21 protein-coding genes are annotated in these 25,804 nt (G+C 38.7%); 11 read left to right on the forward strand and 10 right to left on the reverse strand.

Going from position 1 to position 25,804, the window contains the following annotated elements; all coding sequences use genetic code 11:
* Positions 1-21: 21 nt before the first annotated feature.
* Positions 22-2,373, forward strand: coding sequence for an NACHT domain-containing protein (locus NMK36_RS22390; protein ID WP_254174649.1), 2,352 nt, complete (start codon positions 22-24; stop codon positions 2,371-2,373).
* Positions 2,374-2,551: 178 nt separating this feature from the next.
* The gene (locus tag NMK36_RS22395; protein WP_254174650.1) at positions 2,552-2,968 is read left to right on the forward strand and encodes a transposase; all 417 of its coding nucleotides are present in this window, start codon (positions 2,552-2,554) and stop codon (positions 2,966-2,968) included.
* On the opposite strand, the gene NMK36_RS22400 is transcribed toward NMK36_RS22395, so the two are convergent.
* The gene (locus NMK36_RS22400) at positions 2,872-4,197 is read right to left on the reverse strand and encodes an IS4 family transposase (RefSeq protein WP_254173354.1); all 1,326 of its coding nucleotides are present in this window, start codon (positions 4,195-4,197) and stop codon (positions 2,872-2,874) included. The two genes, NMK36_RS22395 and NMK36_RS22400, sit on opposite strands and share 97 nt — an antisense overlap.
* Before the next feature lie 256 nt (positions 4,198-4,453).
* Here NMK36_RS22400 and NMK36_RS22405 point away from each other — a divergent pair, with 256 nt between their 5' ends.
* From NMK36_RS22405 to crtB, 3 genes are all read left to right on the forward strand, one after another.
* Positions 4,454-4,684, forward strand: coding sequence for a transposase (locus tag NMK36_RS22405; RefSeq protein WP_254174651.1), 231 nt, complete (start codon positions 4,454-4,456; stop codon positions 4,682-4,684).
* 169 nt (positions 4,685-4,853) lie between these two features.
* Positions 4,854-6,290, forward strand: coding sequence for a 15-cis-phytoene desaturase (gene pds, locus NMK36_RS22410; RefSeq protein ID WP_254174652.1), 1,437 nt, complete (start codon positions 4,854-4,856; stop codon positions 6,288-6,290).
* Between the two features lie 30 nt (positions 6,291-6,320).
* On the forward strand, positions 6,321-7,247 hold the full coding sequence (gene crtB / locus NMK36_RS22415; protein ID WP_190515193.1) for a 15-cis-phytoene synthase CrtB: 927 nt from the start codon (positions 6,321-6,323) through the stop codon (positions 7,245-7,247).
* Positions 7,248-7,433: 186 nt separating this feature from the next.
* On the opposite strand, the gene NMK36_RS22420 is transcribed toward crtB, so the two are convergent.
* From NMK36_RS22420 to NMK36_RS22430, 3 genes are all read right to left on the reverse strand, one after another.
* A complete protein-coding gene (locus NMK36_RS22420; protein WP_254174653.1) occupies positions 7,434-7,979 on the reverse strand; it encodes an RNA recognition motif domain-containing protein in 546 nt (181 codons plus the stop codon).
* Between the two features lie 41 nt (positions 7,980-8,020).
* Positions 8,021-8,215: a hypothetical protein gene (locus NMK36_RS22425; protein ID WP_190515189.1), complete on the reverse strand. Its 195-nt coding sequence runs from the start codon at positions 8,213-8,215 to the stop codon at positions 8,021-8,023.
* A 458-nt stretch (positions 8,216-8,673) separates the two neighbouring features.
* Positions 8,674-11,310, reverse strand: coding sequence for a M48 family metalloprotease (locus tag NMK36_RS22430; protein WP_254174654.1), 2,637 nt, complete (start codon positions 11,308-11,310; stop codon positions 8,674-8,676).
* 269 nt (positions 11,311-11,579) lie between these two features.
* Between NMK36_RS22430 and lgt the strand changes: the two genes are divergently transcribed.
* The 3 genes from lgt (at position 11,580) to NMK36_RS22445 (ending at position 14,293) form a co-directional block, all read left to right on the forward strand.
* Complete coding sequence (gene lgt, locus NMK36_RS22435; RefSeq protein WP_254174655.1) at positions 11,580-12,440, forward strand: prolipoprotein diacylglyceryl transferase; 861 nt, start codon at positions 11,580-11,582, stop codon at positions 12,438-12,440.
* 131 nt (positions 12,441-12,571) lie between these two features.
* Positions 12,572-13,360 (forward strand): precorrin-4 C(11)-methyltransferase, encoded by a 789-nt coding sequence (cobM, locus tag NMK36_RS22440; RefSeq protein ID WP_254174656.1) that lies wholly within the window; start codon positions 12,572-12,574, stop codon positions 13,358-13,360.
* 72 nt (positions 13,361-13,432) lie between these two features.
* Positions 13,433-14,293, forward strand: a complete 861-nt coding sequence (locus NMK36_RS22445; RefSeq protein WP_254174657.1) for a hypothetical protein — start codon at positions 13,433-13,435, stop codon at positions 14,291-14,293.
* Here the strand turns inward: NMK36_RS22445 and NMK36_RS22450 are convergent.
* On the reverse strand, positions 14,268-15,581 hold the full coding sequence (locus NMK36_RS22450) for a site-specific DNA-methyltransferase (protein WP_254174658.1): 1,314 nt from the start codon (positions 15,579-15,581) through the stop codon (positions 14,268-14,270). The two genes, NMK36_RS22445 and NMK36_RS22450, sit on opposite strands and share 26 nt — an antisense overlap.
* A gap of 158 nt (positions 15,582-15,739) precedes the next feature.
* On the opposite strand from NMK36_RS22450, the gene NMK36_RS22455 reads away from it, so the two are divergent.
* From NMK36_RS22455 to pyk, 3 genes are all read left to right on the forward strand, one after another.
* Positions 15,740-16,552 (forward strand): SDR family oxidoreductase, encoded by an 813-nt coding sequence (locus tag NMK36_RS22455; protein ID WP_254174659.1) that lies wholly within the window; start codon positions 15,740-15,742, stop codon positions 16,550-16,552.
* A gap of 133 nt (positions 16,553-16,685) precedes the next feature.
* Positions 16,686-17,684, forward strand: a complete 999-nt coding sequence (locus NMK36_RS22460; RefSeq protein ID WP_254174660.1) for an L-lactate dehydrogenase — start codon at positions 16,686-16,688, stop codon at positions 17,682-17,684.
* Between the two features lie 67 nt (positions 17,685-17,751).
* Entirely contained in the window at positions 17,752-19,179 is a 1,428-nt protein-coding gene (gene pyk, locus NMK36_RS22465; protein ID WP_254174661.1) for a pyruvate kinase, read from the forward strand.
* Positions 19,180-19,274: 95 nt separating this feature from the next.
* Here the strand turns inward: pyk and NMK36_RS22470 are convergent, their stop codons facing one another.
* The 5 genes from NMK36_RS22470 to NMK36_RS22490 all read right to left on the reverse strand — a co-directional run bounded on the left by NMK36_RS22470 (position 19,275) and on the right by NMK36_RS22490 (position 25,743).
* Complete coding sequence (locus NMK36_RS22470) at positions 19,275-19,526, reverse strand: hypothetical protein (protein WP_254174662.1); 252 nt, start codon at positions 19,524-19,526, stop codon at positions 19,275-19,277.
* 398 nt (positions 19,527-19,924) lie between these two features.
* Positions 19,925-20,398 carry a hypothetical protein gene (locus tag NMK36_RS22475; RefSeq protein ID WP_254174663.1) on the reverse strand — a complete coding sequence of 158 codons (474 nt, stop codon included), beginning with the start codon at positions 20,396-20,398 and terminating at the stop codon, positions 19,925-19,927.
* A 46-nt stretch (positions 20,399-20,444) separates the two neighbouring features.
* On the reverse strand, positions 20,445-21,752 hold the full coding sequence (locus tag NMK36_RS22480; protein ID WP_072718390.1) for a hypothetical protein: 1,308 nt from the start codon (positions 21,750-21,752) through the stop codon (positions 20,445-20,447).
* 11 nt (positions 21,753-21,763) lie between these two features.
* Positions 21,764-22,360, reverse strand: a complete 597-nt coding sequence (locus tag NMK36_RS22485) for a GUN4 domain-containing protein (RefSeq protein WP_072718389.1) — start codon at positions 22,358-22,360, stop codon at positions 21,764-21,766.
* A 41-nt stretch (positions 22,361-22,401) separates the two neighbouring features.
* Complete coding sequence (locus NMK36_RS22490) at positions 22,402-25,743, reverse strand: efflux RND transporter permease subunit (protein ID WP_083579931.1); 3,342 nt, start codon at positions 25,741-25,743, stop codon at positions 22,402-22,404.
* Between the last annotated feature and the right edge of the window lie 61 nt (positions 25,744-25,804).

Raw genomic sequence — 25,804 nt, forward strand, 5'->3', positions numbered from 1 at the left:
AAGCTATGGAGAAATTGGTTAATGTCGCTACCCCGTGAATTTTTAATGGAAATGGCTCGTAAATATGATCTTTCACCAGAGCAAGAGGATGCTTTTGTAATCTGGTTTAACAGTAAAAAGACAGAATTAGAGATAGCAACAGAACTTCATATTTCTGATACGGCACTTCGCACTCGAATGAGTCATGTTTACAAGAAGTTTAGTATTAATGGCAAAGGCCCAGGGAAATATGGTCGCTTGCTCAATTTTCTAACTACTGAGTATCAAAAATTTAAGGCTCCTGACTCTGCAAATTTTAATAATCTGTCAGAGGATGAGCTAAATAATTTAGTGCAAGAAGTTCGTCAGAAGTGTTATGAAATCATTCAAGATCAATGTGGCACAATGCGATCGCTCACAATGTCACAACCCATTGATGTCAGCGACCTTTACACTAACGTTAATGTTCTGGAAAAAATTCCCAGTCATCAACAATATGAAATTGATGAACTATTGCAAGACTTTAACTCAAAAAACTTTGATCGCTTTGGGCTTGGTAGAGTAACTGATAAACCAATACCAGGAATAGAAGCGGTTAAGAAATACTTAAAATTGATGGTATTAGGTAATCCAGGAGCAGGAAAAACCACGTTTTTAAAACATTTAGCTATCCAGTGTAATAAAGCGAATTTAAAAGCTGAACTTGTACCAATTTTTATTACACTCAAGCAATTTGCAGAAGTCGCAGAAAAACCGAGTTTATTCGAATACATCACCGAGATATTTTCTGATTATGATGTCTCTTGTGAACAGGTATCTATTCTTTTGAAACAGGGGAAGTTACTAATTTTATTAGATGGTTTGGATGAAGTAAAAATAGAGGATAATAGCCGTGTTATCAAGCAAGTTCGTGATTTGTCGGAAAAATTTCGCCAGAATAAATTTGTAATCACTTGTCGAAGTGCAGCGAAAACTTATAATTTTGAGAAATTTAGAGAGGTTGCAGTTGCAGATTTCGATAATAAACAGATTTTTACTTTTGTTCAAAACTGGTTTCAACTTAACGATCTTGGAAATTTCTATGAATTTATTCAAGAACTTGAACAAAATAGTCGAATTCGAGAATTAGCAACTAATCCACTGCTTTTAACGTTACTATGTTTAGTTTTTGAAGACTCACTCAAATTTCCGGCTAATCGTTCAGAACTTTATGAAGAAGGAATTAATATTTTACTAAAAAAATGGGATGAAACACGAAACATAGAGCGAGATCAAGTTTATAAGTATCTGTCATTGCAGCGTAAAAAAGATTTACTAAGTCAAATGGCTTTAACAACATTTGAGCGAGGAGATTATTTCTTTAAACAAAAAGAATTAGAGCAGTATATTTCTGATTACATTCACAATTTACCTGATGCTCAAAATGACCCAGAAGCTTTACAACTGGATAGTGAGACGGTATTGAAATCAATTGAAGCGCAGCATGGGTTATTGGTGGAGCGGGCGCAAAAAATTTATTCTTTTTCTCACTTAACATTTCAGGAATTTTTCACCACCAGAAAATTTGTTACCAATTCTCATCCACAAGCGTTGGAAAAGCTGGCTTACCACGTTATGGAAGCAAGATGGCGTGAGAGCTTTTTATTGGCTGTTGAAATGTTGCCGTCTGCTGATAATTTGTTACGTTTAATGAAGCAACAGATTGATCAAGTTCTAAATTCAGATAAAGATTTGCAGAACTTTATAAGTTGGGTTAATGTAAAATCAAGTACAGCCTATGTATCGTTCTATAAAGAGGTAGCTATACGCGCTTTCTATTTTGAATTTGCTTGTAGACCCGGAATTTTTTATTTTTTAGAGGATCTAGTTCCATCACTATTCCTAGAAAGCTTAAAAAAAGAATATAATTTTATTTTTCTTAATTTTGAAGAAGAATTTAATATTCTTAGATATGAAGAGACAGCAATAGATATACGCTTGTTAAGAGTTGTTGATGGTTTATCTAAGGGGTACATTGACTCAGTTGATTTAGAGGAGGCTCTTGAATTATCAACAAGGCTACTTGATAGCAATTGCCCCATCCTTGAAACTCTTGATAAGCTTAATATTCAGAAGAATCGAGAGCGCAAAAATAAATTTAAAGATTTAGATTGGTTCAAAGAGAATAGTATGGTTTTATCAGTACAATTAATGGATCAGATCATCAAATATAGAAATATTGGTCATACTGCTTGGAACTTTAATAATGACAAGGAGAATTTGCTACTAGAGTATCATGATGCTAATAAGTTGCTGGTAGTTTGCCTCAATATCGGTTGTAAAGTATCGCCTAATGTGCGTGATGAGATTGAGCAAACATTGTTATTACCAATCTCTGAAATCAACCCTAGATGAGCTATAGAAATCCTAATCAGAAATCCAATTTATCGTAGGGGTGAGGCGCGCCTCACCCTGACACAGGAATTTAGATTCATATCTTGATTATCGTTTCTAAAATTAATTTAGGATGGCTATCATCGCACTAAAAAGGTAGAATTTGGATGTTTACTCTAAGTGATTTTATTAAACTAATATGCCCTACAATCCACAAATCCATCATCGCCGTTCTATTCGTTTAAAAGGATACGATTATACTCAGCCTGGGGGATATTTTGTTACACTTTGTACAAAAGAAAAACAATGTTTGTTTGGAGATATTGTTCAAGGTGAAATGCGATTTAATTCTTTAGGAGTGATCGCATTCAATATCTGGCAACAAATTCCTAAAACATTTCCTCATGTTGAATTAGATTATTTTGTCATCATGCCTAATCATATTCATGGCATTTTAATCTTTCATGAAATCCTTTCAGATCCTCAATTCCCCGTAGGGGCGAGGCGCGCCCATTGGCGTCAACTTAAGGAGCGATCGCCCCAAACCTGCTGTGTAAGAGCATCGATTTCTCGATGTCGTTTTCGAGTGGATTTGACCAAGCCAAATAACTTCTGATGTGAGGTTAAATAGCTAATAACATCAGAAGTTTCTCCCCGTAAACTAGCTCGAGAAAAATGATATAAAGCGCGAAATACCATTTCTGTAGAAATTCGTTCTTTCGGTTGACCTAAAGCCATAGCGACATCAGTACACAACTGATTTAAGACGGCATAAAATATCCAGGTTGATAAAATTTGAATTTGGATTCCGTTGCTATCTCCCACCCAGAGATAGGCTAATCCTAATAATCTCTTCGTTAATAAAAAGGCTTGTTCAATTTGCCAGCGATTTCGGTACAACTCACAAACTTGTTGAGCCGATAATTCCTCTGGATCTAAGACATTGGTTAAATAGCGATACCAAGTTTTTCCCCATAAGACTGAGACTAATCGTACAGGCTGATGACATCGGTTAGAACGGTACAATCCCATCTGGATAATTTCATCTTGATAGTATAACCCTTGGCTTAATGTTTTTTTGACTTGATAGGCTGTTTTTTCTCTTAATCGGGTTACAAAAAATTTTTTTTGTTCTGTAAATTCATCAAACCACCCAAACTTAAAAAAACCTAAGTCAAAAATCATTAATCCCCCTTGGGGAAGTTGTTCTAACAGTTGGTCAGTAAAGATTTTATCGTTAGCTTTTGATTCTTCTGTATACCACATTTTCACCGGTCTATATGTCCAGGCTTCTACAATCACCATCATCTTTCCCCCTAACACTGTGTTACCCTTTCTCAGCACTTTTAACTTTTTAAATATTTCTTCCAGTGTCGAACCATCTGCTATCCAAATTCCTGTAAACTTTTCTGAGATCCCTTGCCATTTTTCCGGCACTCCCTTCAGATTTTCTTCGCTTTTTAATTTCTCTATCACCTGTTCAAAGATTTCTACAAATAAACTCGCTGGTAGCGTTCTTAATCTTTTTGATAACGCTTCCACACTCACTTGCATCGGTTCTATCCACAGCATTCCTTCTTCCGTTAGGATTCTTAACAGTTCTCGCAATCCAGCTATTCTTCTATAGACTAAGCCAATAACTACTGCCATCATCACTGGTAAATTTAATACTCGCGAACGCAGTTTTTTTTCCTGAATTCCTCGGCTTTCCTTTAACGGTTTAAAATTTTCGGGTGTTAGTAGTCTATACAGTTCTTTTTCTAGCACTTCTAATGGTGGCCCTGCCATTTGACTTTGATGCCTTAAATCCGCATTTCTCAAAATTCTCCCTGTTGTTTTACTCATCTGATTTCTTTCCCCCTTCCACTAACACTGACCTTGGCGATCGCCCCTTTAAACTAACACCTACAGTTGCCACGTTGCCAGGGCGACTACTCATCGCCCTCTTCAACTCCCATTAGTCGTTGCGATCGCCTTTCCTTAAGTTGACACCAATGGGCGCGCCTCGCCCCTACACCGGACATTATTATCACAACCAGAAATCTCATCAAAATCAACACAACGACCTCATGGTACCACCCCAAAATCCTTGGGTACTGTTGTGGGTTGGTATAAATATTGTGTTTCTAAATCTATTAATAAAATTTGTAATAATTCCGGTCAAGGATTAATTTGGCAACGAGATTATTATGAAGAAATTATCCGAGATGAAAGGGCTTTAAATCATATTATAAAATATATCGTTGAAAATCCTGCCCGTTGGGATGACGATCCAGAACATCCCCCTTTAAATCCCATTAAACCTGAATTACTGATTGATCTACCCTTTTAATTAAGGCTCATCCTTGAACCCAACCCGTAGGGGTGAGGCGCGCCTCACCCTGAAATCTCTTATAACCTCAACCCCCACCCCAGAATTTTTGACCTTGTTGGGTTTAAATGTAACAAGATGTAACGTATAATCAGGAAAAACATTAAGAAAACATTCAGAAGGGTTATTGATGCGAGTTGCGATCGCTGGAGCAGGTTTAGCGGGACTGGCTTGTGCCAAGTATCTCACCGATCTTGGTCACACTCCTATCGTCTTAGAACGACGGGACGTATTGGGGGGGAAAGTCGCAGCCTGGAAAGATGAAGACGGCGACTGGTACGAAACCGGGTTGCATATTTTCTTCGGGGCTTATCCCAATATGTTGCAGTTATTCAAAGAACTGGACATCGAAGATCGGCTGCAATGGAAAGAACATTCCATGATCTTCAACCAACCGGAGAAACCCGGAACCTATTCCCGGTTTGACTTTCCTAATATCCCTGCCCCCTTTAACGGGGTAGTGGCTATTCTCCGTAATAACGATATGTTGACCTGGCCGGAAAAAATTCGGTTTGGTTTAGGGTTAATTCCCGCCATGCTCCAGGGTCAAAAATACGTCGAGGAAATGGATAAATACTCTTTCTCAGAATGGCTGAAACTCCACAATGTTCCGCCAAGGGTTGAGAAAGAAGTCTTTATTGCTATGTCTAAAGCTTTAAATTTCATCAACCCCGATGAAATCTCCTCAACGGTGATTTTAACCGCCTTAAATCGTTTTCTCCAAGAAAAGAACGGTTCTAAAATGGCATTTTTAGACGGTTCTCCCACGGAACGGCTGTGTCAACCTCTGGTAGATTACATCACAGAACGCGGCGGAGAAGTGCGTCTGAATGCCCCGATTAAAGAATTTTTACTCAACGAAGATGGAAGCGTCAAAGGGTTTTTAATTCGCGGGTTAAACGATAGCTCCGATGAGGTGTTAACGGCTGATCTCTACGTTTCTGCCATGCCCGTTGACCCCCTGAAGGTAATGTTACCCCAACCGTGGCAAGAAATGGACTATTTCAAACAGCTAGAGGGGTTGGAAGGGGTTCCGGTGATTAACGTACATTTGTGGTTTGATCGCAAGTTAACAAATGTTGACCATTTGCTATTTTCCCGTTCTCCCTTACTCAGCGTCTATGCGGATATGAGTAATACCTGTAAAGAGTATTCCAATCCTGACCGTTCTATGCTGGAATTGGTATTGGCTCCGGCAAAGGATTGGATTAGTAAATCGGATGAGGACATCGTGGCAGCGACAATGGCAGAGTTGGAGAAACTCTTCCCAGAGGAAATCCCCCACCCCGCCAAATTGCTGAAATCCCACGTCGTGAAAACGCCGCGTTCCGTTTATAAAGCGACTCCTGGGCGACAAGCTCATCGTCCATCCCAGAAAACGCCTATTCCTAATTTCTATCTGACTGGAGATTACACGATGCAGCGTTATTTGGCCAGTATGGAAGGGGCTGTGCTTTCTGGTAAGCTGACAGCACAGGCGATTCAAGAAGATTTGACTTCGGATCGTTTTTTGGCTTTGTCTGCGCCATCGGCTAACGTTGCTTCCCCAAGTCCTATTCCTTCCTAGCCCATCCATCGTCGGTCAGCAGAACAACGAATGCTACAACTTTCTAAATCTCCGTGCATGAGAACTCTGGCATCACTGGAAGACTCCTATGAACTCTGCCGTCAGGTTACTGCGGAGTATGCCAAGACATTTTATTTAGGCACTCAATTGATGCCAGAAGCCAAGCGTCGGGCGATCTGGGCGATCTATGTTTGGTGCCGTCGGACTGATGAGTTGGTCGATGGGCCAATGGCTGCGACGACAACGGAAGAAACCTTAGATCGTTGGGAAGAACACCTGGAAGCTTTATTTGCAGGGCATCCTAGGGATGATGTAGATGTGGCAATGGTGGATACCCTGGGTCGTTTCCCTCTGGATATTCAACCCTTTCGAGATATGATTGCGGGTCAACGCATGGATTTATACCGCAACCGATATCAAACTTTTGAGGAGTTGGAATTGTATTGTTATCGGGTCGCGGGAACAGTAGGGTTAATGTCAACGGCGGTGATGGGTGTTGCTCCTCCGGTGATTACTCCTTGGAATCCTAACCCAGAAATTATAATTCCCAATCAAGAAGCGATCGCATTAGGAATTGCCAACCAACTCACCAATATTCTGCGGGATGTGGGGGAAGATGCGCGACGAGGACGGATTTATTTACCCTTAGATGATTTAGCCTTATTTAATTATACAGAAGAGGATTTATTTAAGGGAATTGTTGATGATCGTTGGCAGGAATTAATGCGCTTTGAAATTCAAAGGGCGCGAAAATTCTATGCGGAAGCGGAAAAAGGAATTAGTGTTTTAAGTGAGGAGATTCGCTGGCCGGTTTGGACTGCGTTAGTGCTTTATCGGCAAATTTTAGATGAAATTGAACGCAATGAATATGATGTTTTTAGCAAGCGGGCTTATGTTCCCAAATGGCGAAAAATGATGGCATTACCTGTGGCATTATTAAGGGCAAAAGTGTTATAGAAGGGAATAGGAAACCGCAAAGAAAGTCTCCTGTTATTCTAGTTTGATGGTTTTATTGATGTCCTAACTGAGTGTTTTGACTGTTATAGAAGCTTGGGGGATAAGTCCAATATTTTATGAGAAAACCCCCCAACATTGTTATTGATTCAGGGGGGTTTATTTTTATTAAAACAAAGCCCTATAAAATTAAGGATTGGCAGCTTGGGCAGCTAACATTTGTTTTAGTTTTTCTAACTCATTAGCCCAACGGGGATCGGGTTGGAAACCTTCATCACCCCCGGTTTTGGGAGTAGAATTATAACCACCGGAGGAATGTTTAGATTTTTTATTCCGGTTTTTACCGCCACCGCCACCGCCACTGCTTCCACCACTTTTGGGTGTATTCCCTGCTTTAACCGGTTGTTGAACAGGAGCTTGTTGCTGTTGCTGGGGTTGTTCTTCCCCACCATTTTCGCTACCGCCTACCCCTTCCCCTTTTCCTTTTTTACGAGGTAATGCCTTTTCTATTTTTAAGGCATTTTCTCTAAACATGACCCCGTTATATTTTTCAACAATTTGATCGGCGATTTCATCGGTTTGTACGGTTACGAACCCAAATCCCCGACATTTACCCGTTTTGCGATCGGTTATCACTTTAGCAGAAACGGTATCTCCTTCTTCCACGAAGACTTCTTGTAATTCTTTGCGTTCAAGTTCTTTGGGAAGATTACCAACATAAAGACGAACGGACATGAGTAGTACCTCCAAATTAAATGAAAAATGAATAGGCGAAATTATCCCCAACTTGTGCGGTTTAAACACACAAATTGAGGATTAACCCCAAGGCAATTAGCACTTTGGTTTCTTAAATTGAACTCAACAACCCACTTCATCTCGGTTTCAAGATAAAATCCTGCCATTCCCTCCATATATAATTCATCATGCAGAGAATGTTGGTTTGCTCGGTTGTCTTGTAAACTTTTTCCCATCTGTCAAAACTTGATGCTATAGCGTTTTGTTATTCCTGTGTTCAAAAATACATTGAACTTCCTATAGCTAAGACCATATAAAGTCAACTCACTGGATGTTAACTTCCTGCCTTTGGAGTGCCAATTTTTGAGTACAGCATTCAACAAAAAATTTGTCATTTCTTTTAAGTTGCTGTTTCGCCTCGGATGAATCAGGCTATTGAATGGAACCTAGAACCTTTGCTATGGGTATTCCAGTACCGGATCGTTATGAGCCAATCTCTAAGATAGCACAGCCTTGAACACAGTTCTAGGGTTTTACCAAAATTTTTGCATTTGATTGTGCAAAATTTGTGAATTGTCTCAACGGCGTGATCAAATTGACTCTATCCCAAAAGGGGTAACGTTAGGCTTAATGTGAAGTTAATTAATGTAACATTGATCCGGCAAAAAAGCAATATTTTTCTTGTGAATTTCCTTCACCATCCCCCTTGAGAAACCAGATAAGCCCCCCAGAGGGTAAAACCCAAGGCTAAAATTGTAGACCACAAGGGATGTCCGCCTTGTAAGACAGTTCGATGATCGGAGGTTTCTAGGGTGTCTACATCTATCCAAGGCGTCGCCCCTCGTCGCCACCATCCCGTTACTTTAAGGGTTTGGGTGATTAACTCCTGGGGTTGAATGATTCTCGGCCAAAAATTGCTCAGGGGAGTCCATTGGGGAAGATAATGCAGTTTGACCATTCCGGTTGACGTTTGTAGGATTAAATCTTGAGCAAAGGTATTCTTTAAACTGGTGCGACCCAGAAGTTGACCTGTTAAACAAATCGGTTGACTATCGAGGGGAATGGCATTAGGTTTAATGACTAAATCTGATAAGTGGGGTTGATTTAAAAGATTAGAGGATTTAATCTCAGGAAAAAAGGGATTAGTCCGAATAAAAATTCCTAAACTACAGCCAATTGGAATAGAACCTGCCATAATCCAATAGTCTCCCCATAGCCATTCTAATTGCCACAGCCCTAACATTGAACAGAGTCCCCCCATTAACCAAAGAGTTCCGCCAATTGCCATTCCTGCGGGAATCCCAAAAAACGGTGCGCCTTGTAATAATAAAGGGGAATTATTAAGATCGAATTTTTGCGGTTTTGGAGGGTTGAGATGGGAAAGATCAAATTCCGGCTCTAATTTCCAATAAGCTGCATAAAAACTTAGAATTTTTAATCGTTCTCCGATGAGAGGATGGGATTGATTTAAGGTTAGCCAAAAGGTATAGGAATTGGTTAAATCCCATTGAAATAAAGAGTCGGGAGAGGTGTAAGGGGTGACACTCCCCCAGGTTAAAGCTTGTTGATAACTCAGGGGAGTTAATCGATCAAAGGCTTCGAGAATAAAATCGGTTTTTCCTTGGTTTTGAATGGTTTGAGATAATTTTATGGTAATTTTTAATAAAGCGCGAGTTAAAGCGTTAGGATTTCCGGTGAGGTTACAAGCGATGCGATCGCTATAATAAACTCGACGACGGGATAAATACAAGGAGGGGAATCTTAAAAGTTTGTATAAACCATAGCAGAGAGGACAAATAAAAGTAGCGATCGCACTGACGATTTGCTCTATAATTTTTTGAAGGATGCTAGGATAGGGAAGATTTAATTGCGGTAATTTTTCGCTAAATTCTGCTAAATACCAATAAATTAAATAGGGAATTTGACTGATGATTGTAGCAAAAGACATCACAGCAAAATCCCATTCTCCAATCGAGGCAATTTCCCGCGCAAAAATAGCAGCTAGTTCTTCTTCTGTTAATTGGTCTAATAATCCTTGACTGACAACAATTCGAGCAAATCGTCGGAAACTTCCATAGGAAAAAATAATCGGATCATCAATCGGTAATAATTTAACTTCGGGAAATTTAATTTTTTTCTTCTGACAGTAATTCCTTAAAAGTTTGTTGGTTTCTTGGCTATAGTTAAATAACATTGTTAGGGGTAAAGGTTTTAAACCATAGCTGAGTTTAAGTAGTCCATCCCATAACCAAGGAGAGAATACCCATAAAATCAATAAAGTGATATAAACTCCTTGAGTGGGGTCACGATAAAATAAAGGAATTGGTTGTAACAAAGGTAGCCAAGTTAAAGCTTGATTGGTAATTTCCAGTAACTTATCTAATAAATGAGGCGTTAACCACAATATCGATAAAATCGTTAATACAAATTCAGCAAAAAATCTGGAAGTTTGCCAAATCCAACCCACTATAAATAAAAACAAAAGAATAAAAATAATTTGCCAAGGTTGGCGGGATAATTGTTGCCAAGGATTTAAAATAGGTTGCCAAATCCAAATTTGATTTAAGGTATTATTAATAAATGCTAAAACAATCGGTATAAACCAAGTTAAACCCACAGCCATTAAGAGTTGTTCGAGTTTAAAAGGACTTGATTGTAAAGGTTTAAGCTGTTTCCAATTCGTAGCTCGTCCGGCTTGTCGCCATTGCCATTCTTGAACCGCAGGCGCGGGAGAAGATTCAATAATTTCCGGTTCAGAATTAACACTAGAAGGGGGAATTTTTGAAATGGGTTTTTGAAAGGTTGATTTAGTTTTTTCTCGGTTTAAAGATGGAGCTTGGGGCACAGGAACACTGGGAGATTTTTGAGGTGGTGATATGGAGGAAGGTTTGGGTACTTTTCCTAGGGTAGATTTCGCCTTCGTCGGTTGTAAGTTAGGATTTAAAGGAATAAAACCTGTTTCTATAATAGGGGGTAATTCTGAAGGCAGGGTTTCATCAGATGGGTTAGAATTTTCGATATCAATAGATTCAGTTTTATTCGATTTTGGAGGGTTGCGTTTTAATAGTTTTTTTAAGTAATCCGTTGCCCAAGTTTGGATTTTTTCTTGATGACATTGGGTTAAATTTCGACATAAAGTAATGGCTGATTTTGTATTTCCTGTTCGCTCATAAGCCATTACTAAACCGACTTGCGCCTTGAATTTAGAGGGGTTTTCAGATTGAGCAATCGGTTGTAAAATAGCGATCGCCTGTTGATAATCCTTAGATTTTAAAGCCGCTAACCCTAATTCTAAATCCGATGAATGGGGAGGTAAATTTGAGGAAGACATAGGGGGACGTTTACCATTAAAATAATTGACGGTGGCGGGTTGATGGGAAAACCAGAAGCTGAAACCATAATTATCAGCAATCCAACCTCATCAAAAAAGTTAAAAGTTTACACAAAGCACACTTCATCCTATTGTACCGATTTTCCCCTGAAAACATCTGAAAATTTATTTTATGTAATATTTTAATCCGCCTTCTTTTCAAAAAAAAATTAGACCTGACCTGTGATCCCCGAAAGATGATACAATAACTGGGCTTAGAATCAGCTATTATGGATACAAATCATTTATTTCTAGCATTTCAATTTACTTCTCCCAGCCCCATTATCTTTGAAATCGGGCCGTTATCAATTCGGTGGTATGGCGTGTTAATTGCCTCTGCTGTCTTAATTGGAGTTTCCTTGTCTCAGTATCTAGCCAGCCGTCGCCAAATTGATCCTGAACTCATCGGGGATTTAGCAATCTGGTTAGTGATTGCAGCAATTCCTTGTGCGAGATTATATTATGTGGCATTTGAGTGGGAAAGTTATGTTAATAATCCCGCTAATATTATTGCCATTTGGAAGGGAGGAATTGCCATTCATGGAGCAATTTTAGGGGGTTTAATTGCAGCATTATTATTTGCAAAAATCAAACAAATTCCCTTTTGGCAGTTAGCCGATATTGTTGCACCTTCGTTAATTTTAGGTCAAGCCATTGGACGTTGGGGTAACTTTTTTAATTCTGAAGCCTTTGGTGACCCAACGGATTTACCTTGGAAACTTTATATTCCCCCCGAACGTCGTCCTTTTGGCTTTGAATCCTACGAGTATTTTCACCCCACGTTTCTGTATGAATCCCTCTGGAATTTAATGGTATTTACCTTATTAATCACCTTATTCTTTCGAGGGTTAAAAGGTAAACCGCCTCTGAAACCTGGAACAATCTTTCTGGTTTATTTATGTGCCTATAGTGCAGGTCGAATTTGGATTGAAGGGTTACGCACGGATAGTTTAATGTTGGGGCCTTTAAAAATTGCTCAATTCGTCAGTTTAAGTGGAATTATCATAGGATTATTCGGCTTAATTTGGTTATATGGATTGAAGCGAACGTTACCAGATGTTGTGCCGAAATCTCATTCCTCTAATTCTTAAATAGAAAAAGCCCTAGACTCGATAGCCAGGGCATCAACCAGGGTGCATCTACCATTCTTGTCTTCTTACCGGGTCAGTTGAGATCCGGAAAAACTAAAAATCAATCATAAATTTTGGGGAATCAAAATCTCATGCAGCAGGATAGAATAGTGCTAAAACCAGCCGTTTATATTGTCGGGGCTGGCCCTGGTGATCCTGAATTATTAACCATAAAAGCTCAAAAGTTATTAGCATCGGCGGATGTGATTTTATTTGCAGATTCCCTTGTTCCTCCACAAATTTTAAGGGGGGTTCGGGCGGATGCAGAACTGATTAAAACGGCAAATAAAACCTTAGAAGATATTCTACCCTTAATGATTGAACGAGTCCGTCAAGGAAAGTCGGTTGTGCGGTTACATTCGGGCGACCCTAGTTTATATGGAGCGATTTATGAACAAATTCAACAGTTAAATGCAGCAGAAATTGAGTTTGAAATTGTTCCTGGAATTAGTGCATTTCAGGATGCAGCCGCTAAATTAAAAGTCGAATTAACGGTTCCAGAATTAGTCCAAACCATTATTTTAACCCGTGTTAGTGGCAAAGCAACTGCGGTTCCAGCCGATGAAGAATTGGAGAGTTTAGCGGCTCATAAAGCCAGTTTATGTTTATATTTAAGTGCCCGTTATGTTGAGGAAAGTCAGCAAAAGTTAATGAAATATTATCCTGCTGAAATGCCCATTGCAATTTGTTATCGTTTAGGATGGCCAGATGAGAAAATCCGGGTGGTTCCTTTAGAAAAAATGGCACAAGTAACCCAAGAAGAAAATTTAATTAGAACGACGCTTTATGTGATTAGTCCGGCGTTAGCAAAAACCCCCCATTCTTCAACCTTAAGATCAGGATTATATAACCCTGAACATTCCCATTTATTCCGTCCTTAAACCAGTTTCTAGGGTGTACCAAGAAACACTATTAGTTAATATTTTACAAATTTTGTTTAGGAGAACTCTCCCTTGGTTTCGTTTGCTGAATATAAAACTAGGAATTCTCAATATATCACTTTCATAGACTCAGAATTTTATCCCGATTATTTGGATGAAGCCACCATGATTTATGGAAGTGTTATAGAGCAGTTTGCCAATTTAGCTAATACTGCTAATAGTTCGGCTGATTTACTGTTGAGAATTACTGAAATCCCTAATCCTTCCAAAACCCAATTATTACGAGTTTTTCGTAAGTATGTATCCCCAGATACTTCTGTTGAAATGTTAAAGGTTAAGAAAAAGATTAGCCAAATTATTGAAAACTATGGAAACAGATTTAGAAAGATAGAAGATGTCAAAGAAAAATTAGCAACTCGTCCTACTCCTGATGAAGCTTTAATCGCAATTCTAATGGAATATAAAAGTCGAGGTCAGAAAGGATATGAATTAACAGAAGCCTTTTTTCTCTGGTTTGAAGCTCACTTTGGATCAGAATATTTAATTCAAGGGCCTATTCGAGCAGGACGAGATATAATGCTTGATGAAGTTTTGGAAAATTGGCAGGAAAAAACACCAACAGATATGTTAATTTCTCGTTTAGATGGAACTCCTTTAGTCATTGGGTTTGCTCGTTATGATTCAGATCGAGGAGGAGCACAAGAAGATGATCGGATTGGCGGAAATAGAGAGAAAGCAACTCATATTCTGAAGTATGCGGACACCTATCAATTACCTCTGAAAGTATTCTTTTTGAATGATGGCCCTGGATTAACTCTGGGGTCAATGTGGAATGATTATGCCTCTTTAGAAACGACTGGAAAAGGACGAGTAATGGTCTGCACTCTCAAAATGTTAGATGAAAGATTTACCAGAGATTGGCTTGAAAGTTAAGTAAATAGTTCCAGTCTTCAATTTGATTTTCTGTCACTTTTTCTAAATCAGATTCCATCTCAATATAGACTTCTAAACCACTTTTTAAAATTCTATTTGTATTGATTAAAGACTGCTGTTGAGGTAAACTTCCATTTCCATTAACAAAATCTCCCATTGCTTGAGTTCCTTTAACTAAACGTTGAATAGTCGTTTCTATAGCTAAAAGAGAGTTATCAATCCCAATCCATTGTCTTTTTAATTCTTCTGCAACTGCAACAGTCGTTCCACTCCCTACAAAAGCATCTAATATTAAATCTCCAGAATTAGAGGAAGCCTGAATAATTCGTTTTAGAAGTTCAGGGTTTTTCTCCGTTGGGTAACCTGTAATTTTAATATTTTGGTTATGAGCATCTTTGAATTCAAGCCAAATATCTTGAACCGCTATTCCTTTGCTTTGATCAAGGTAAACTTTCCGTCTAGGATTTCCAGTAGACGACCAGTAAATTTCACCTTTTTTATCCATTTCTTCTAAGGTTTCTGGAGTATATTGCCAATGTTTACCCGGTGGAGGAAGCATCCCACGCCAAGGTTGACCTGTTGATCCTTTTCTTTCTCCAGGTGCATGAATGGGAACTTTTTTATAGCGTCTTCCTGTTTTTTCTTCAATGTATTGATATTCTTTAATGACTTTATCATCTGTCCACGGTTCAAAAGGTTGGTTCCAGATATAATCATCGGTTTTTGTATAAAAAAGGATATAATCTGAGATATTTCCATATTGATTTTTAGTATAATTTTTAGGATTGCATTTTTTTCGAGTAATCCAATTACGGAAATTCTTAATTCCAAAAATTTCATCCATTAAAATTTTAACGGGAAAAGCCATATTTTGGTCTAAATGAATATAGATTGATCCTTGTTCTGATAAAAGTTCTTTAAGTAAAATTAACCGTTGTCGAATAAATTCTAAATAATCTGCACCTTCTCGGAAATCTTGATAAGCATAAGTTTGTTGTCTTGACTCAAACCCTAGTCCAGTTGCGTAGGGTGGATCAATATAAATTAAATTAATTTTTCCTGCTATATCCGAATGCTCTAATAAATTCCTTAAAACCCTTAAATTTTCTCCATAAATTAACTGATTTTTAATTTCTTTTTCTACATTTATAATTTTTCTTAATTGTGCTGATGGACTCTCTAAAATATCTTCAATACTAACTTTTCCTACATATTCCAAGGAAAAGGAAAGTAGGCTACTATCTTTTAGCTTTTTGTACTGATTCTTGCCGGGTATCCCTGTTGCCATTTCTAGTCGTTTACTTTTGGGTTTATAGTTAAATTATATCTAATTATATATAATTTTTAAAGGATCGCCATAGGCTATAATTATTTTAGCAGACTATCTTATTTTGATGGTTTTTGTTATAATACCTTAAAAGGAATCTAACTTGCCATGATTTTGATATGATTTTTAATCAAACTAATATTATTATTACGGGGGGTTCTAGTGGAATTGGTAAAGCAACGGCTCAATTATTGGCAAGTCTAGGGGCAAATTTAACAATTATTGCTCGAAATCAAACCACTCTCGACCAAGCTCAAACAGAAATTGAAGCCGTAAAATTATCTCAAAATCAGAAAATATTTACCCTTTCGGCTGATGTTTCTCTACGGGAAGAAGCTGAAAATTCAATCAAAAAAGCGATTAAACTTTTAGGGAATGTTGATATTTTAATTTTATCAGCAGGAATGGCTCATCCCGGTTATTTTCAAGATGTTCCCCTAGAAATATTTGAACAAACAATGGCTGTAAATTATTGGGGATCGTTGTATTGTATTCGAGAAGTTTTACCCACAATGATCCAGCAAAAACAAGGTAAAATTGTTCTCATTTCGTCAGGAGCCGGATTAATAGGAATTTATGGTTATACAGCCTATAGTCCAACTAAATTCGCGTTAAGAGGATTAGCAGAATCGTTACGAGGAGAACTAAAGCCCTTGGGAATTCAAGTTTCTATTGTTTATCCGCCCGATACGAATACACCTCAATTATTAGCTGAAAACCAGACAAAACCTTCAGAAACAAAAGCAATTACCGGAACAGTTAAACCTTGGGAACCGGAAGATATTGCTCAAGAGATTATTAAAGGGATTAAAAATAATGATTTTGCGATCGCACCGGGATTAGAAATGAAACTTTTAAATTCTTTACATAGTTTACTCTTCCCCCTCTTAAATCGTTATTTTGATCATTTAATTCAGAAGATCAAAGGTTAAATTATGTTTAATTTTTTTTAAATTAAATCTAAATTTGTTAATTTCGAGATTATCATTGATATAATGATTCCAGATCACCGATCAATTTCAGGGAATTAGCTTTTTTTATTATCCTATCAATCCTCGGAGGGTTATGTTTCAGCCATTATTTACAACTCATCCAGATGATCATAATCCCTTAAGCCCCATTCGCCCTCGTAAAGGTGTGATTATTGGTGCTGGACAAGTCGGGATGGCCTGTGCTTATTCGTTATTAATTCAAAATTGCTTTGATGAACTAATTTTACAAGATATTAATCAAGAAAAAGCTGAAGGGGAAGTCATGGATTTAGTTCATGGACTTTCTTTTATTGAACCCACACAAGTAACAGTCGGAACCGTTGCTGATGCAGGACGGGATGCAGATTTAGTGATTATAACAGCCGGAGCCAGTCAAAGACCTGGAGAAACTCGTTTAGATTTAGTCGGACGAAATGTAGAAATCTTTAAAAAATTAATCGGAGATATTGCTGAATATTGTCCGAATGCAATTTTATTAATTGTTGCTAACCCAGTTGATATTATGACCTATGTGAGCTTGAAACTTTCCGGGTTTCCAAGTTCTAGGGTAATTGGGTCAGGAACGGTTTTAGATACGGCTCGTTTTCGATACTTATTAGCAGAAAAATTGAAACTTGATCCCCGCAGTATCCATGCGTATATTATTGGTGAACATGGAGATAGTGAAGTTCCAGTTTGGAGCAAAGTTAATGTGGCGGGAATGAAAATTTGTGATGGAGACTGGGAAGGATGTCCACCTTGTGAGCATGAAGAATTACAGGATATTTTTCAGCAAGTTAAAAATGCCGCCTATGAAATTATTCAACGAAAAGGATATACTTCCTATGCCATTGGTTTAGGGGTTACGGATATTGTCACGGCTATTTTACGGGATCAAAATCGAATTATTACCGTGAGTCGTTCTGTTCAAGGATTATATGGTCTTCCTGAACTTTGTGTCAGTTTACCTGTTTTAGTCAACCGCAAAGGTGCGACTAAAATTATTAATCTTTCGTTGACCGAAACCGAAGAAAAACAGTTACAAAACTCCTGCAAAGTGTTGTATGAAATTATTGAAAAACTACATTTATAAACATCACAGAGTCAGAAAAAGAGATACTCCTTAATCGGTTACTCGTGTTAATTTTAGGTCAAAAATCATGCTCAAACCTTTACAAAATCGAACAAAAATTGTTGCGACGATTGGCCCTGCGAGTAAATCTCCAGAAGTCATTCGTCAAATGGTGAATGCAGGAATGAATGTGGCTCGCTTAAATTTTTCTCATGGCAGTTATAAAGATCATGCAGAAACCGTAAAATTATTACGGCAAGTTTCAGAAGAATTAGATACTCCGATTACGTTATTACAAGATTTACAAGGGCCTAAAATTAGAATTGGATATTTACCGTCGGAAGAAATCGAATTAGTCGATGGAGAATTATTAACCTTTGTTCCTGTTGATGAATTTGAGAACAAACCCCATACTGTTCCGATTGATTATCCCTATTTAGCAGAAGAAGCAGAAACGGGAGCACAAGTTTTACTGGATGATGGATTATTAGAATTAAAAATAGAAGGAATTCAGGGAAATGCGGTTCACTGTCGCATCATTGAAGGGGGAAGGTTAAAAAGTCGTAAAGGGGTAAATTTACCGAGTTTAACCTTGCGTCTTCCCTCCTTCACGGAAAAAGATGAACAAGATTTAGACTTTGGAATTTCTCAAGGAATTGATTGGGTTTCTCTGAGTTTTGTGCGTCGTGCTGAGGATATTCAAGCATTAAAAGCGTTATTAGTTGAAAAGGGAGCACCGCAGATGCCAGTGATCGCAAAAATTGAAAAACCTCAAGCGATCACCAACTTAGAATCAATTATCAATGAATGTGATGGGTTAATGGTAGCACGGGGAGATTTAGGAGTAGAAATGAACCCGGAAAGAGTGCCCATCTTGCAAAAACAAATTATTCGGATGTGTAATCAAAAAGGCATTCCGGTGATTACAGCCACCCAAATGTTAGATAGTATGATTCACAATGCTCGTCCAACTCGTGCAGAAGCCAGTGATGTTGCTAATGCGATTATTGATGGGACGGATGCTGTTATGTTATCGGGAGAATCCGCCGTTGGCAAATTTCCGGTTAAAGCGGTACAAATGCTCTCTAAAATTGCTCATGATGTCGAACCAGAAATTGAGTTTAAAAATTATCCTCCGGCTCTGTCGGATGAAACTCATGCGTTAACAGAAGCTTTAAATACGATTGATAAAATTCTGAATTTAAAGTGCATTGTTTCCTATACCAGTACCGGATACACCGCAACTTTAGCAGCCGCAGAACGACCGAAAGTTCCGGTTATTGCTTTGACTCCCGACGCAGATGTTTATCACCGTTTAAACTTAGTTTGGGGAGTTAAACCTGTTTTATTACAACATCACGTCAATTCTTTTGAAGGATTAATTGATCTGGCTCAAGAGAAATTATTACAACGACAACTCGCAGAAATTGGAGATAAAATCTTAATTGTGGGCGGAATTCCAGCAAATACTGCCAGGGGTACTAATTTCTTAAAAATTCATACCTTGAGTGATTAAAAATCCTTTATCCCTCTCCTAACGGGGGAGGGGTTTAATCGAATCTAATTTCATTAACCCTGCGGTTGAGATAGGGCTTTAAGTGCAGCAAATGATTATTTTTCCGCTTCTTGAGGCGTTGATTGTCGAACTAATTCTAGGGAAGAACCAATAATAAAACCCATAGCCGCGCCTGCTAGAGCGTAAGTCCGAGGTGCTCTCGACTGACTATAACCCAAGTCTAAGGATGGGCCGATGTTACAGCATTGATATTGTTTTTCACTATATTTAGAGGCTCCGAGTCCCGCAATTGTACCGACTAGCATCATCACGATTCCCGAAAAAATCACAAGTCGCATATTCATCATGATCCTCCTTGAATAAATCTAACTCTCAGAAATTGTACTTACATTGACAGACAGAATAATTCTGTTGCACTTTCAATCTGAACTTAAAATTTAATGTAATAATAACCTTCTATTTTAAAAATAGCTCTATTTTTCCGTTTTTTAATGCTATTTTTAATTTATTTTACAAAACTTTAAAAAACTTGATTAAAATTCGTTAATTCGAAAGGCTGAATTTCTGAATTCTGAATGCTTTTCGGTAGGATAGATAACTCTGATATATTAAAATGATATATTGAAAATCTGAATTTGTCTATGTAACCCAAAGTAATAGGAGTCACGCCAATCAGGTGATTGGCAAAGACTGATGCCGTTAACCTAGAGGGTAAAATCTCCTCTACCCTCTTCTACTATTATTTTTATTGACAGCCTTCAACAGAAAGGGTGTAACTATATCCTAATGCTTTAATGCCTCCAACATTGACATTAACTTGATAAGGTTGACTATCGGGTCGGGGAGTTCCACTGATTTGTTGTGACTGATTGGGGTCAAGTTGAATATTTCCTTCAAAAGCTTGGTCAGCCGTATCATCAGCATATTTCAGAAACATTCTAATTTGAAATGTACCCCTATCATTCGATAAAGATTGAATCGTTGCAACATACTCAGTAAAGGGGGCATTGTTTGGAACAATAAAATCTGTATCCCAGTTCCCTCGATACCCCACAGGAATGCGGGGAATACTTCCAGCATTGGGGGCGGACACTTTTTTAGTAACGCTTGTTCCTTCCCCTTTAACAACCGTTAAAGGCGTGCAGGTTTGAGCATTGACAGATAAACTAACAGAAAGTAATGCAGTTAAGATACCCAAGGACAATAGAGGTTGAATCATTATTTTTATAATAGATTTGATGATAATTTTATCAGCTATTTAGCGATTAAGTATTCATCCGTTCATAAATAGCAGAAGCAGCCGGAGAGTAACGGGTAAGGTAACTAAAAATCCAGAATTTGATGCAGGAATCAATAATCACAGGAACCGTCGCAATAAACGCATTAATGGCTACTGGACTTTCGGGTAGTCCAAAGTGAGCTAAAACCCCTGCTAATAAAACTTCCCATCCTTCGGCGGAGTGAAAACCGACAAACATATCAGTAATCAAAATAAACAAAAATACTTTTAAAGGATCACTTAAATTTAAAAAAGTTCGATTAGAAAAACTTCTGACAATTGTGATTTTAGTTCGATTAAAATACACTAATCCCACAAAAGTTAGTAAAGCAACACCATCAGATAATATATTTTTCCACCCATTTAAAGCTCGATTACGAGATTGTTGCCAAATTTCAATCGCTTTTTCCGATAGCTTTTCCTCTTTCTCAACCTCTGACAGTTTGGGTATTACCCCTAATAACTGTTGAATTTCCAGACCTTCTTTAAAAGCTGAATATTCTCTTAAAAACTCCTGTCGAATTTCTGCGTTTAGTTCGATTTTAGTTGGATTTTTATTACTATAATTTCCAAGCATAGGTTCAAAAATGATAGTTTTTACAGTGACTTGAACCAATAAAGGAATTAAGAATAAAATTATTAACCAACGCATTGCTAATTTATCTTGGATGCGTCTAATTCTTAATTCTTGAACGACTTGTTGTTCATAATTGGGGGGAAGTTTTTGACCTCCGAACAAACCCCAATTAAACCAACTTTTAGTTTGAGATTGACGCGAAAGATTAGATTGAGCAGCAATCACAGCCGGATCTAAAGTTAGGGTGCTGGCTGACTCATCTTTTTCTTGTTTAACTTCGTCAGCAGTTAATCCCATCAGAGTTGAGGAATTGATCGTAGGATTAGCTAGATTTTCGATTAAGATATCCTCAGACTTTTCTCGATATTTTTTAACAATAGAATCAATAAAATTGAGTTTTTCTATAATTTCAGATTCAGGTATTCTAATAGATTGAGACGTTTCCTCATCGATAGAACTTTGAGGTAATAAAAAACTATTAATTTTAAATTGGGCTAAATTAAATCGAATGTTGAAAAGATGGCGATTGCATAAACTTTTAACAAAATCAACCATCGTTTTTTGAGAGTCAGAACGATAATCAATAGGATTTCCTTGAAAATATTTCTCCTCTAAAGCTTTAATTTCTTCAGCACTTTGATAAGCGGATTCTAAAAGTTTAATTTGCCTTTGGTTCAACCAGTGATTAAAATTGAATCGGCTAAAATTTCGATTCATAACTCTCCTGATCACTTAATACCACAACGCATTAAACGCGCAATAAAATAAACTGCCATTTTCGCCCCATAAGGAGAACGCCACCATCCAGAGGGATGACAACCTACGGGAGCCGATGAACTAAAATCCAAATCTTCGTAGTCTAATAATTTATTATTGACCATCCATCCCATTTCAGTCCCCATCGCTTGTAACACTTTCATATCAACATCAGAAATATCATCATTTCCCCCCAAACGGGTATAAATTTGTTGTTGGACGCTGAAACCAAAACGATTGTTACTGTAACTCATCCATAATTGATCGAGCAGTTGTAATGCACTACAAGGAAAATTCATCACTTCATCAGGAATAATATTATCCAGACTACTTTTTCCCATAATTTCTAACATAATATTGGTGGTTTCTTCATCAGCTTCTCTCCAATTTTCAGTCGCCAATAAATCCCGCAATTTGCGATATCGATACAAATCCGTTAATAATAATAGTGCTTGGTCTAATTTATGTTCTAAGCGATCAATCCGTTCAGATAAAGAGTTTAAACTCAAGGGTTGAGATTGACTTTCAGAATTAGAAGCAGGTTGAGGGGAAAGAGATTCATTTGACATTGTTTTAGGAAAATAGGGAATTACGAATTACAAATTACGAATTACGAATTACGATTAACGGGACTACTATCTGATGCGGTTGTACTGGAATTTGGTGTAGGGGCGGGGTTTTCCCGTCCATCTTGAGAGTTTCCCAGTCCATCTTGAGAATACCCATTCTCCGCAGGAGGTTGAGGTTGATTTTTATCGGATTTATTGTTATTAGGTTTTTCGGGTTTTTCCCCTTTGAGGAAACGGGATTCTAGGGTTTTAATCGTAATATAGAGGTTGGGTGTAATTAACAAACTTAATAACGTTCCCGCTAATAACCCCCCAAAAATTGCCGTACCTAATGACCAACGGCTACTCGAACCTGCACCCGAAGCCACCACTAACGGCCAGAACCCAATTAAACTGGAAATCGCCGTCATTTGAATCGGTCGGAACCGTTGTTCAGCGGCTTGAATAGCAGCTTGGGTAATACTTAAGCCTTTTTCCCGTAATTGGTTCGCAAACTCCACAATCAGAATTGAGTTTTTAGACGCCAAACCAATCAACATCACCAACGCCACCTGCACATAGACATCATTGGTAATCACCGGCCATAATGTCCCACTCAGCAGAATATTGGATCGGAACCAAACCGCAGCCATAGCACCCAAAACCGCTAAGGGCACAGACAGCATAATAATGGTGGGATCAATATAACTTTCGTATTGGGCCGATAGCACCAGAAACACCATAATAAAGGCTAATCCGAAAATAATCACCGCCGAACCCCCCGATGATTTTTCCTCCAAGGCACTTCCCTGCCAAGAATAACCAAAACCAGGGTCTAAAACTTCGTTGGCTAATTTTTCCATAGCAGCGATAGCTTGACCCGTACTGGCGGTGGGTGCAGGGTTGCCTTGAATGAGCATCGAACGGAAGATATTAAAGTGGTTAATAGTTTCTGGCCCCACAAAGTCCGTCAGTTTCACCAAATTACTCAAGGCAATCATCTCCCCATCTTGGGAACGCACATATAACTGATTAATGTCTTCCGGTCTAGCCCGAAATTCCGCTTCTGCTTGGGCATAGACCCGATATTGACGCTGACCCAAGACAAAATCATTCACATAGGATGATCCTAAAAAGGTTTGAAGTGTGCCAAAAACATCATTAATATTGACATTTAAAGCTTTAGCGCGATCGCGTAACACCTCAACTTTCTTCTGAGCTTTACTGGCGGAAAACTGACTAAAAACCCCTTGAAAAGTTGGATTAGCATTCGCTGCTGCAATTAAACGATTCCCATTTTCAATTAAAGATTGAATCGGTAAACTTCCGGTTTTATCTAATAACTGAAATTCAAATCCCCCCGTATTACTTAAACCTTGTACCGGAGGCGCGTTAACGGCAAAGGCTTGAACTTCTGGAATTGATTGTAAAGATCCATTTAATCGTCTTAAAACGCCATAAACCGACTGTTGTTCCGTCGGTCGGTCTTCCCAAGGTTTCAATAACACAAACGCGATCCCCTGACTTGGGTTTTGTCCTTCAAATCCAAACCCCGGAACTACAAAAGCACTTTCAATTTCAGGAATTGCTAACACACGATCAACAATTTGTTCGGCTGCTTTGGAGGTATAGTTGAGGGATACCCCATCAGGAGTCCGAAACAGAATTAATAAATATCCTTGATCTTCTTCAGGAACAAACCCCGATGGTACTAATTGATAAACTAATACCGTTGCGACTAAACCCCCCACAAATACGCCCATGACCAACGCATTAATCCGGGTTAAAAAGGTAATAAATCGACCGTATTTTTCCTGTACCCAACCAAAACCTTGATTAAATTTATCAAAAAACCATCCTAAAGGCCCCCGTGTTTCTTGTTTGCGGCGCAATAATAACCCAGCCATACTGGGAGAGAAGGAAAGGGCGTTGAAGGTGGAAAAGATCAAGGCAAAAATAATCGTCATCGCGAATTGACGATAAATTGCCCCTGTGGTTCCGGGGAAAAATGATACCGGAATGAAGACAGCCATCAACACGATTGAGGTGGCAATGGTGGCTCCAGTGAGTTCCTGCATGGCATCTAAAGCCGCCTGACGGGGTTTCATTCCCTGTTCAATTTTGATTGAGACTGCTTCCACAATCACGATGGCATCGTCCACCACTAAACCCGTCGCCAAGGTACAAGCAAACAAGGTTAAGGTATTGAGTTCAAACCCAAAAGCTTTTAACCCCGCCATCGCCCCAATTAACGCCACCGGAATGGCGACCGAAGGGATTAAGGTTGCCCGCCAGTCCTGTAAAAAGATGAAAATCACCAACACCACCAAGGTGATCGCCATAAACAAGCTGATCACCACTTCCTCAAGGGACACCTTAATAAACAAAGTGGTATCGTAAGCGACACGGCTTTCAATACCGGGGGGGAAACTTTTACTCATTTCCGCAATGGTGGATTTAATTTGATCTGCGGTTTCTAAGGCGTTACTTCCCGGTAATTGATAAATCCCTAAACCAACAGCAGGTTCTCCGTTAAATGTGGAATTAGAATTATAACTTTCCGCCCCTAATTCCGCCCGACCCACATCCTGAACCGTAACTAAACTGCCATCATCATTGGTTTTGAGTACCATTTGGGCAAATTCTTCAGCCGTGCGAAGGCGACTCACCGCTTGCAACGGAATTTCAAACAGTTGACCGGGGGGAGTGGGTTGTTGACCCAGGGTTCCGGCTCCTACTTGAATATTTTGTTCGCGTAAAGCCCCGACGACATCCTGCGCCGTTAACCCCCTAGCTGCCATTCGAGAGGGATCAAGCCAAAGCCGCATGGCATATTTCCGTTCTCCAAAGATCGTGACTTGACCGACCCCAGGAATTCGACTAATTTGGTCAACAATAAATAGATCAATATAGTTACTAATAAAGGTGGGATCGTAGAGGGGTTTTCCCGTTTCATCTTTTGCCGAATAAAACGCGCTCACTAATAGAATATTGGGCGATGAAGCTTCAACCGTTACCCCTGTTTGTTTCACACCATCTGGTAAATTGGATTCCGCTTGAGCGACTCGGTTTTGAACGTTAACTTGAGCAATATTGCGATCAGCATCATTGGGAAAAAACACGGAAATATTACTCACCCCATTATTTCCCGTGCTGGAGGACATATATTTCATCCCCTCTACCCCGTTAATTTCCCGCTCTATAATCGTGGTTACGGTGGTTTCTGTCGTTTCTGCATCCGCCCCAATATTCACCGCCGTCACACTAATTTGAGTATTAGCTAAGTTTGGCAGTTGGGTAATGGGAAGCAACGGAATTGAAATCGCACCCACCAAAATAATGATGATGCTACACACTGTCGTTAAGACAGGCCGTTTAATAAAGGTGTTAACAAACAGAATCATGGGTAGACGGTTGGCGGTTGACTGTTAATTATTAGCTAAGTCTGTGAAATCCAGTTAAAAT

Origin of the sequence: Planktothrix pseudagardhii, from assembly GCF_904830925.1 — a bacterium.
In the GTDB taxonomy this organism is placed as follows: Bacteria; Cyanobacteriota; Cyanobacteriia; order Cyanobacteriales; family Microcoleaceae; genus Planktothrix; species Planktothrix tepida.

What these genes read in the sequence shown, in the direction of transcription:
- NMK36_RS22490 (WP_083579931.1), bottom strand. Translation starts at nt 25,743, where the DNA reads ATGATTCTGTTTGTTAACACCTTTATTAAACGGCCTGTCTTAACGACA.
- NMK36_RS22450 (WP_254174658.1), bottom strand. Translation starts at nt 15,581, where the DNA reads ATGGCAACAGGGATACCCGGCAAGAATCAGTACAAAAAGCTAAAAGAT.
- NMK36_RS22425 (WP_190515189.1), bottom strand. Translation starts at nt 8,215, where the DNA reads ATGGGAAAAAGTTTACAAGACAACCGAGCAAACCAACATTCTCTGCAT.
- NMK36_RS22390 (WP_254174649.1), top strand. Translation starts at nt 22, where the DNA reads ATGTCGCTACCCCGTGAATTTTTAATGGAAATGGCTCGTAAATATGAT.
- NMK36_RS22475 (WP_254174663.1), bottom strand. Translation starts at nt 20,398, where the DNA reads ATGATTCAACCTCTATTGTCCTTGGGTATCTTAACTGCATTACTTTCT.
- NMK36_RS22420 (WP_254174653.1), bottom strand. Translation starts at nt 7,979, where the DNA reads ATGTCCGTTCGTCTTTATGTTGGTAATCTTCCCAAAGAACTTGAACGC.
- NMK36_RS22395 (WP_254174650.1), top strand. Translation starts at nt 2,552, where the DNA reads ATGCCCTACAATCCACAAATCCATCATCGCCGTTCTATTCGTTTAAAA.
- NMK36_RS22460 (WP_254174660.1), top strand. Translation starts at nt 16,686, where the DNA reads ATGTTTCAGCCATTATTTACAACTCATCCAGATGATCATAATCCCTTA.
- pds (WP_254174652.1), top strand. Translation starts at nt 4,854, where the DNA reads ATGCGAGTTGCGATCGCTGGAGCAGGTTTAGCGGGACTGGCTTGTGCC.
- NMK36_RS22470 (WP_254174662.1), bottom strand. Translation starts at nt 19,526, where the DNA reads ATGATGAATATGCGACTTGTGATTTTTTCGGGAATCGTGATGATGCTA.
- crtB (WP_190515193.1), top strand. Translation starts at nt 6,321, where the DNA reads ATGCTACAACTTTCTAAATCTCCGTGCATGAGAACTCTGGCATCACTG.
- cobM (WP_254174656.1), top strand. Translation starts at nt 12,572, where the DNA reads ATGCAGCAGGATAGAATAGTGCTAAAACCAGCCGTTTATATTGTCGGG.
- NMK36_RS22485 (WP_072718389.1), bottom strand. Translation starts at nt 22,360, where the DNA reads ATGTCAAATGAATCTCTTTCCCCTCAACCTGCTTCTAATTCTGAAAGT.
- pyk (WP_254174661.1), top strand. Translation starts at nt 17,752, where the DNA reads ATGCTCAAACCTTTACAAAATCGAACAAAAATTGTTGCGACGATTGGC.
- NMK36_RS22430 (WP_254174654.1), bottom strand. Translation starts at nt 11,310, where the DNA reads ATGTCTTCCTCAAATTTACCTCCCCATTCATCGGATTTAGAATTAGGG.
- NMK36_RS22455 (WP_254174659.1), top strand. Translation starts at nt 15,740, where the DNA reads ATGATTTTTAATCAAACTAATATTATTATTACGGGGGGTTCTAGTGGA.
- NMK36_RS22400 (WP_254173354.1), bottom strand. Translation starts at nt 4,197, where the DNA reads ATGAGTAAAACAACAGGGAGAATTTTGAGAAATGCGGATTTAAGGCAT.
- lgt (WP_254174655.1), top strand. Translation starts at nt 11,580, where the DNA reads ATGGATACAAATCATTTATTTCTAGCATTTCAATTTACTTCTCCCAGC.
- NMK36_RS22480 (WP_072718390.1), bottom strand. Translation starts at nt 21,752, where the DNA reads ATGAATCGAAATTTTAGCCGATTCAATTTTAATCACTGGTTGAACCAA.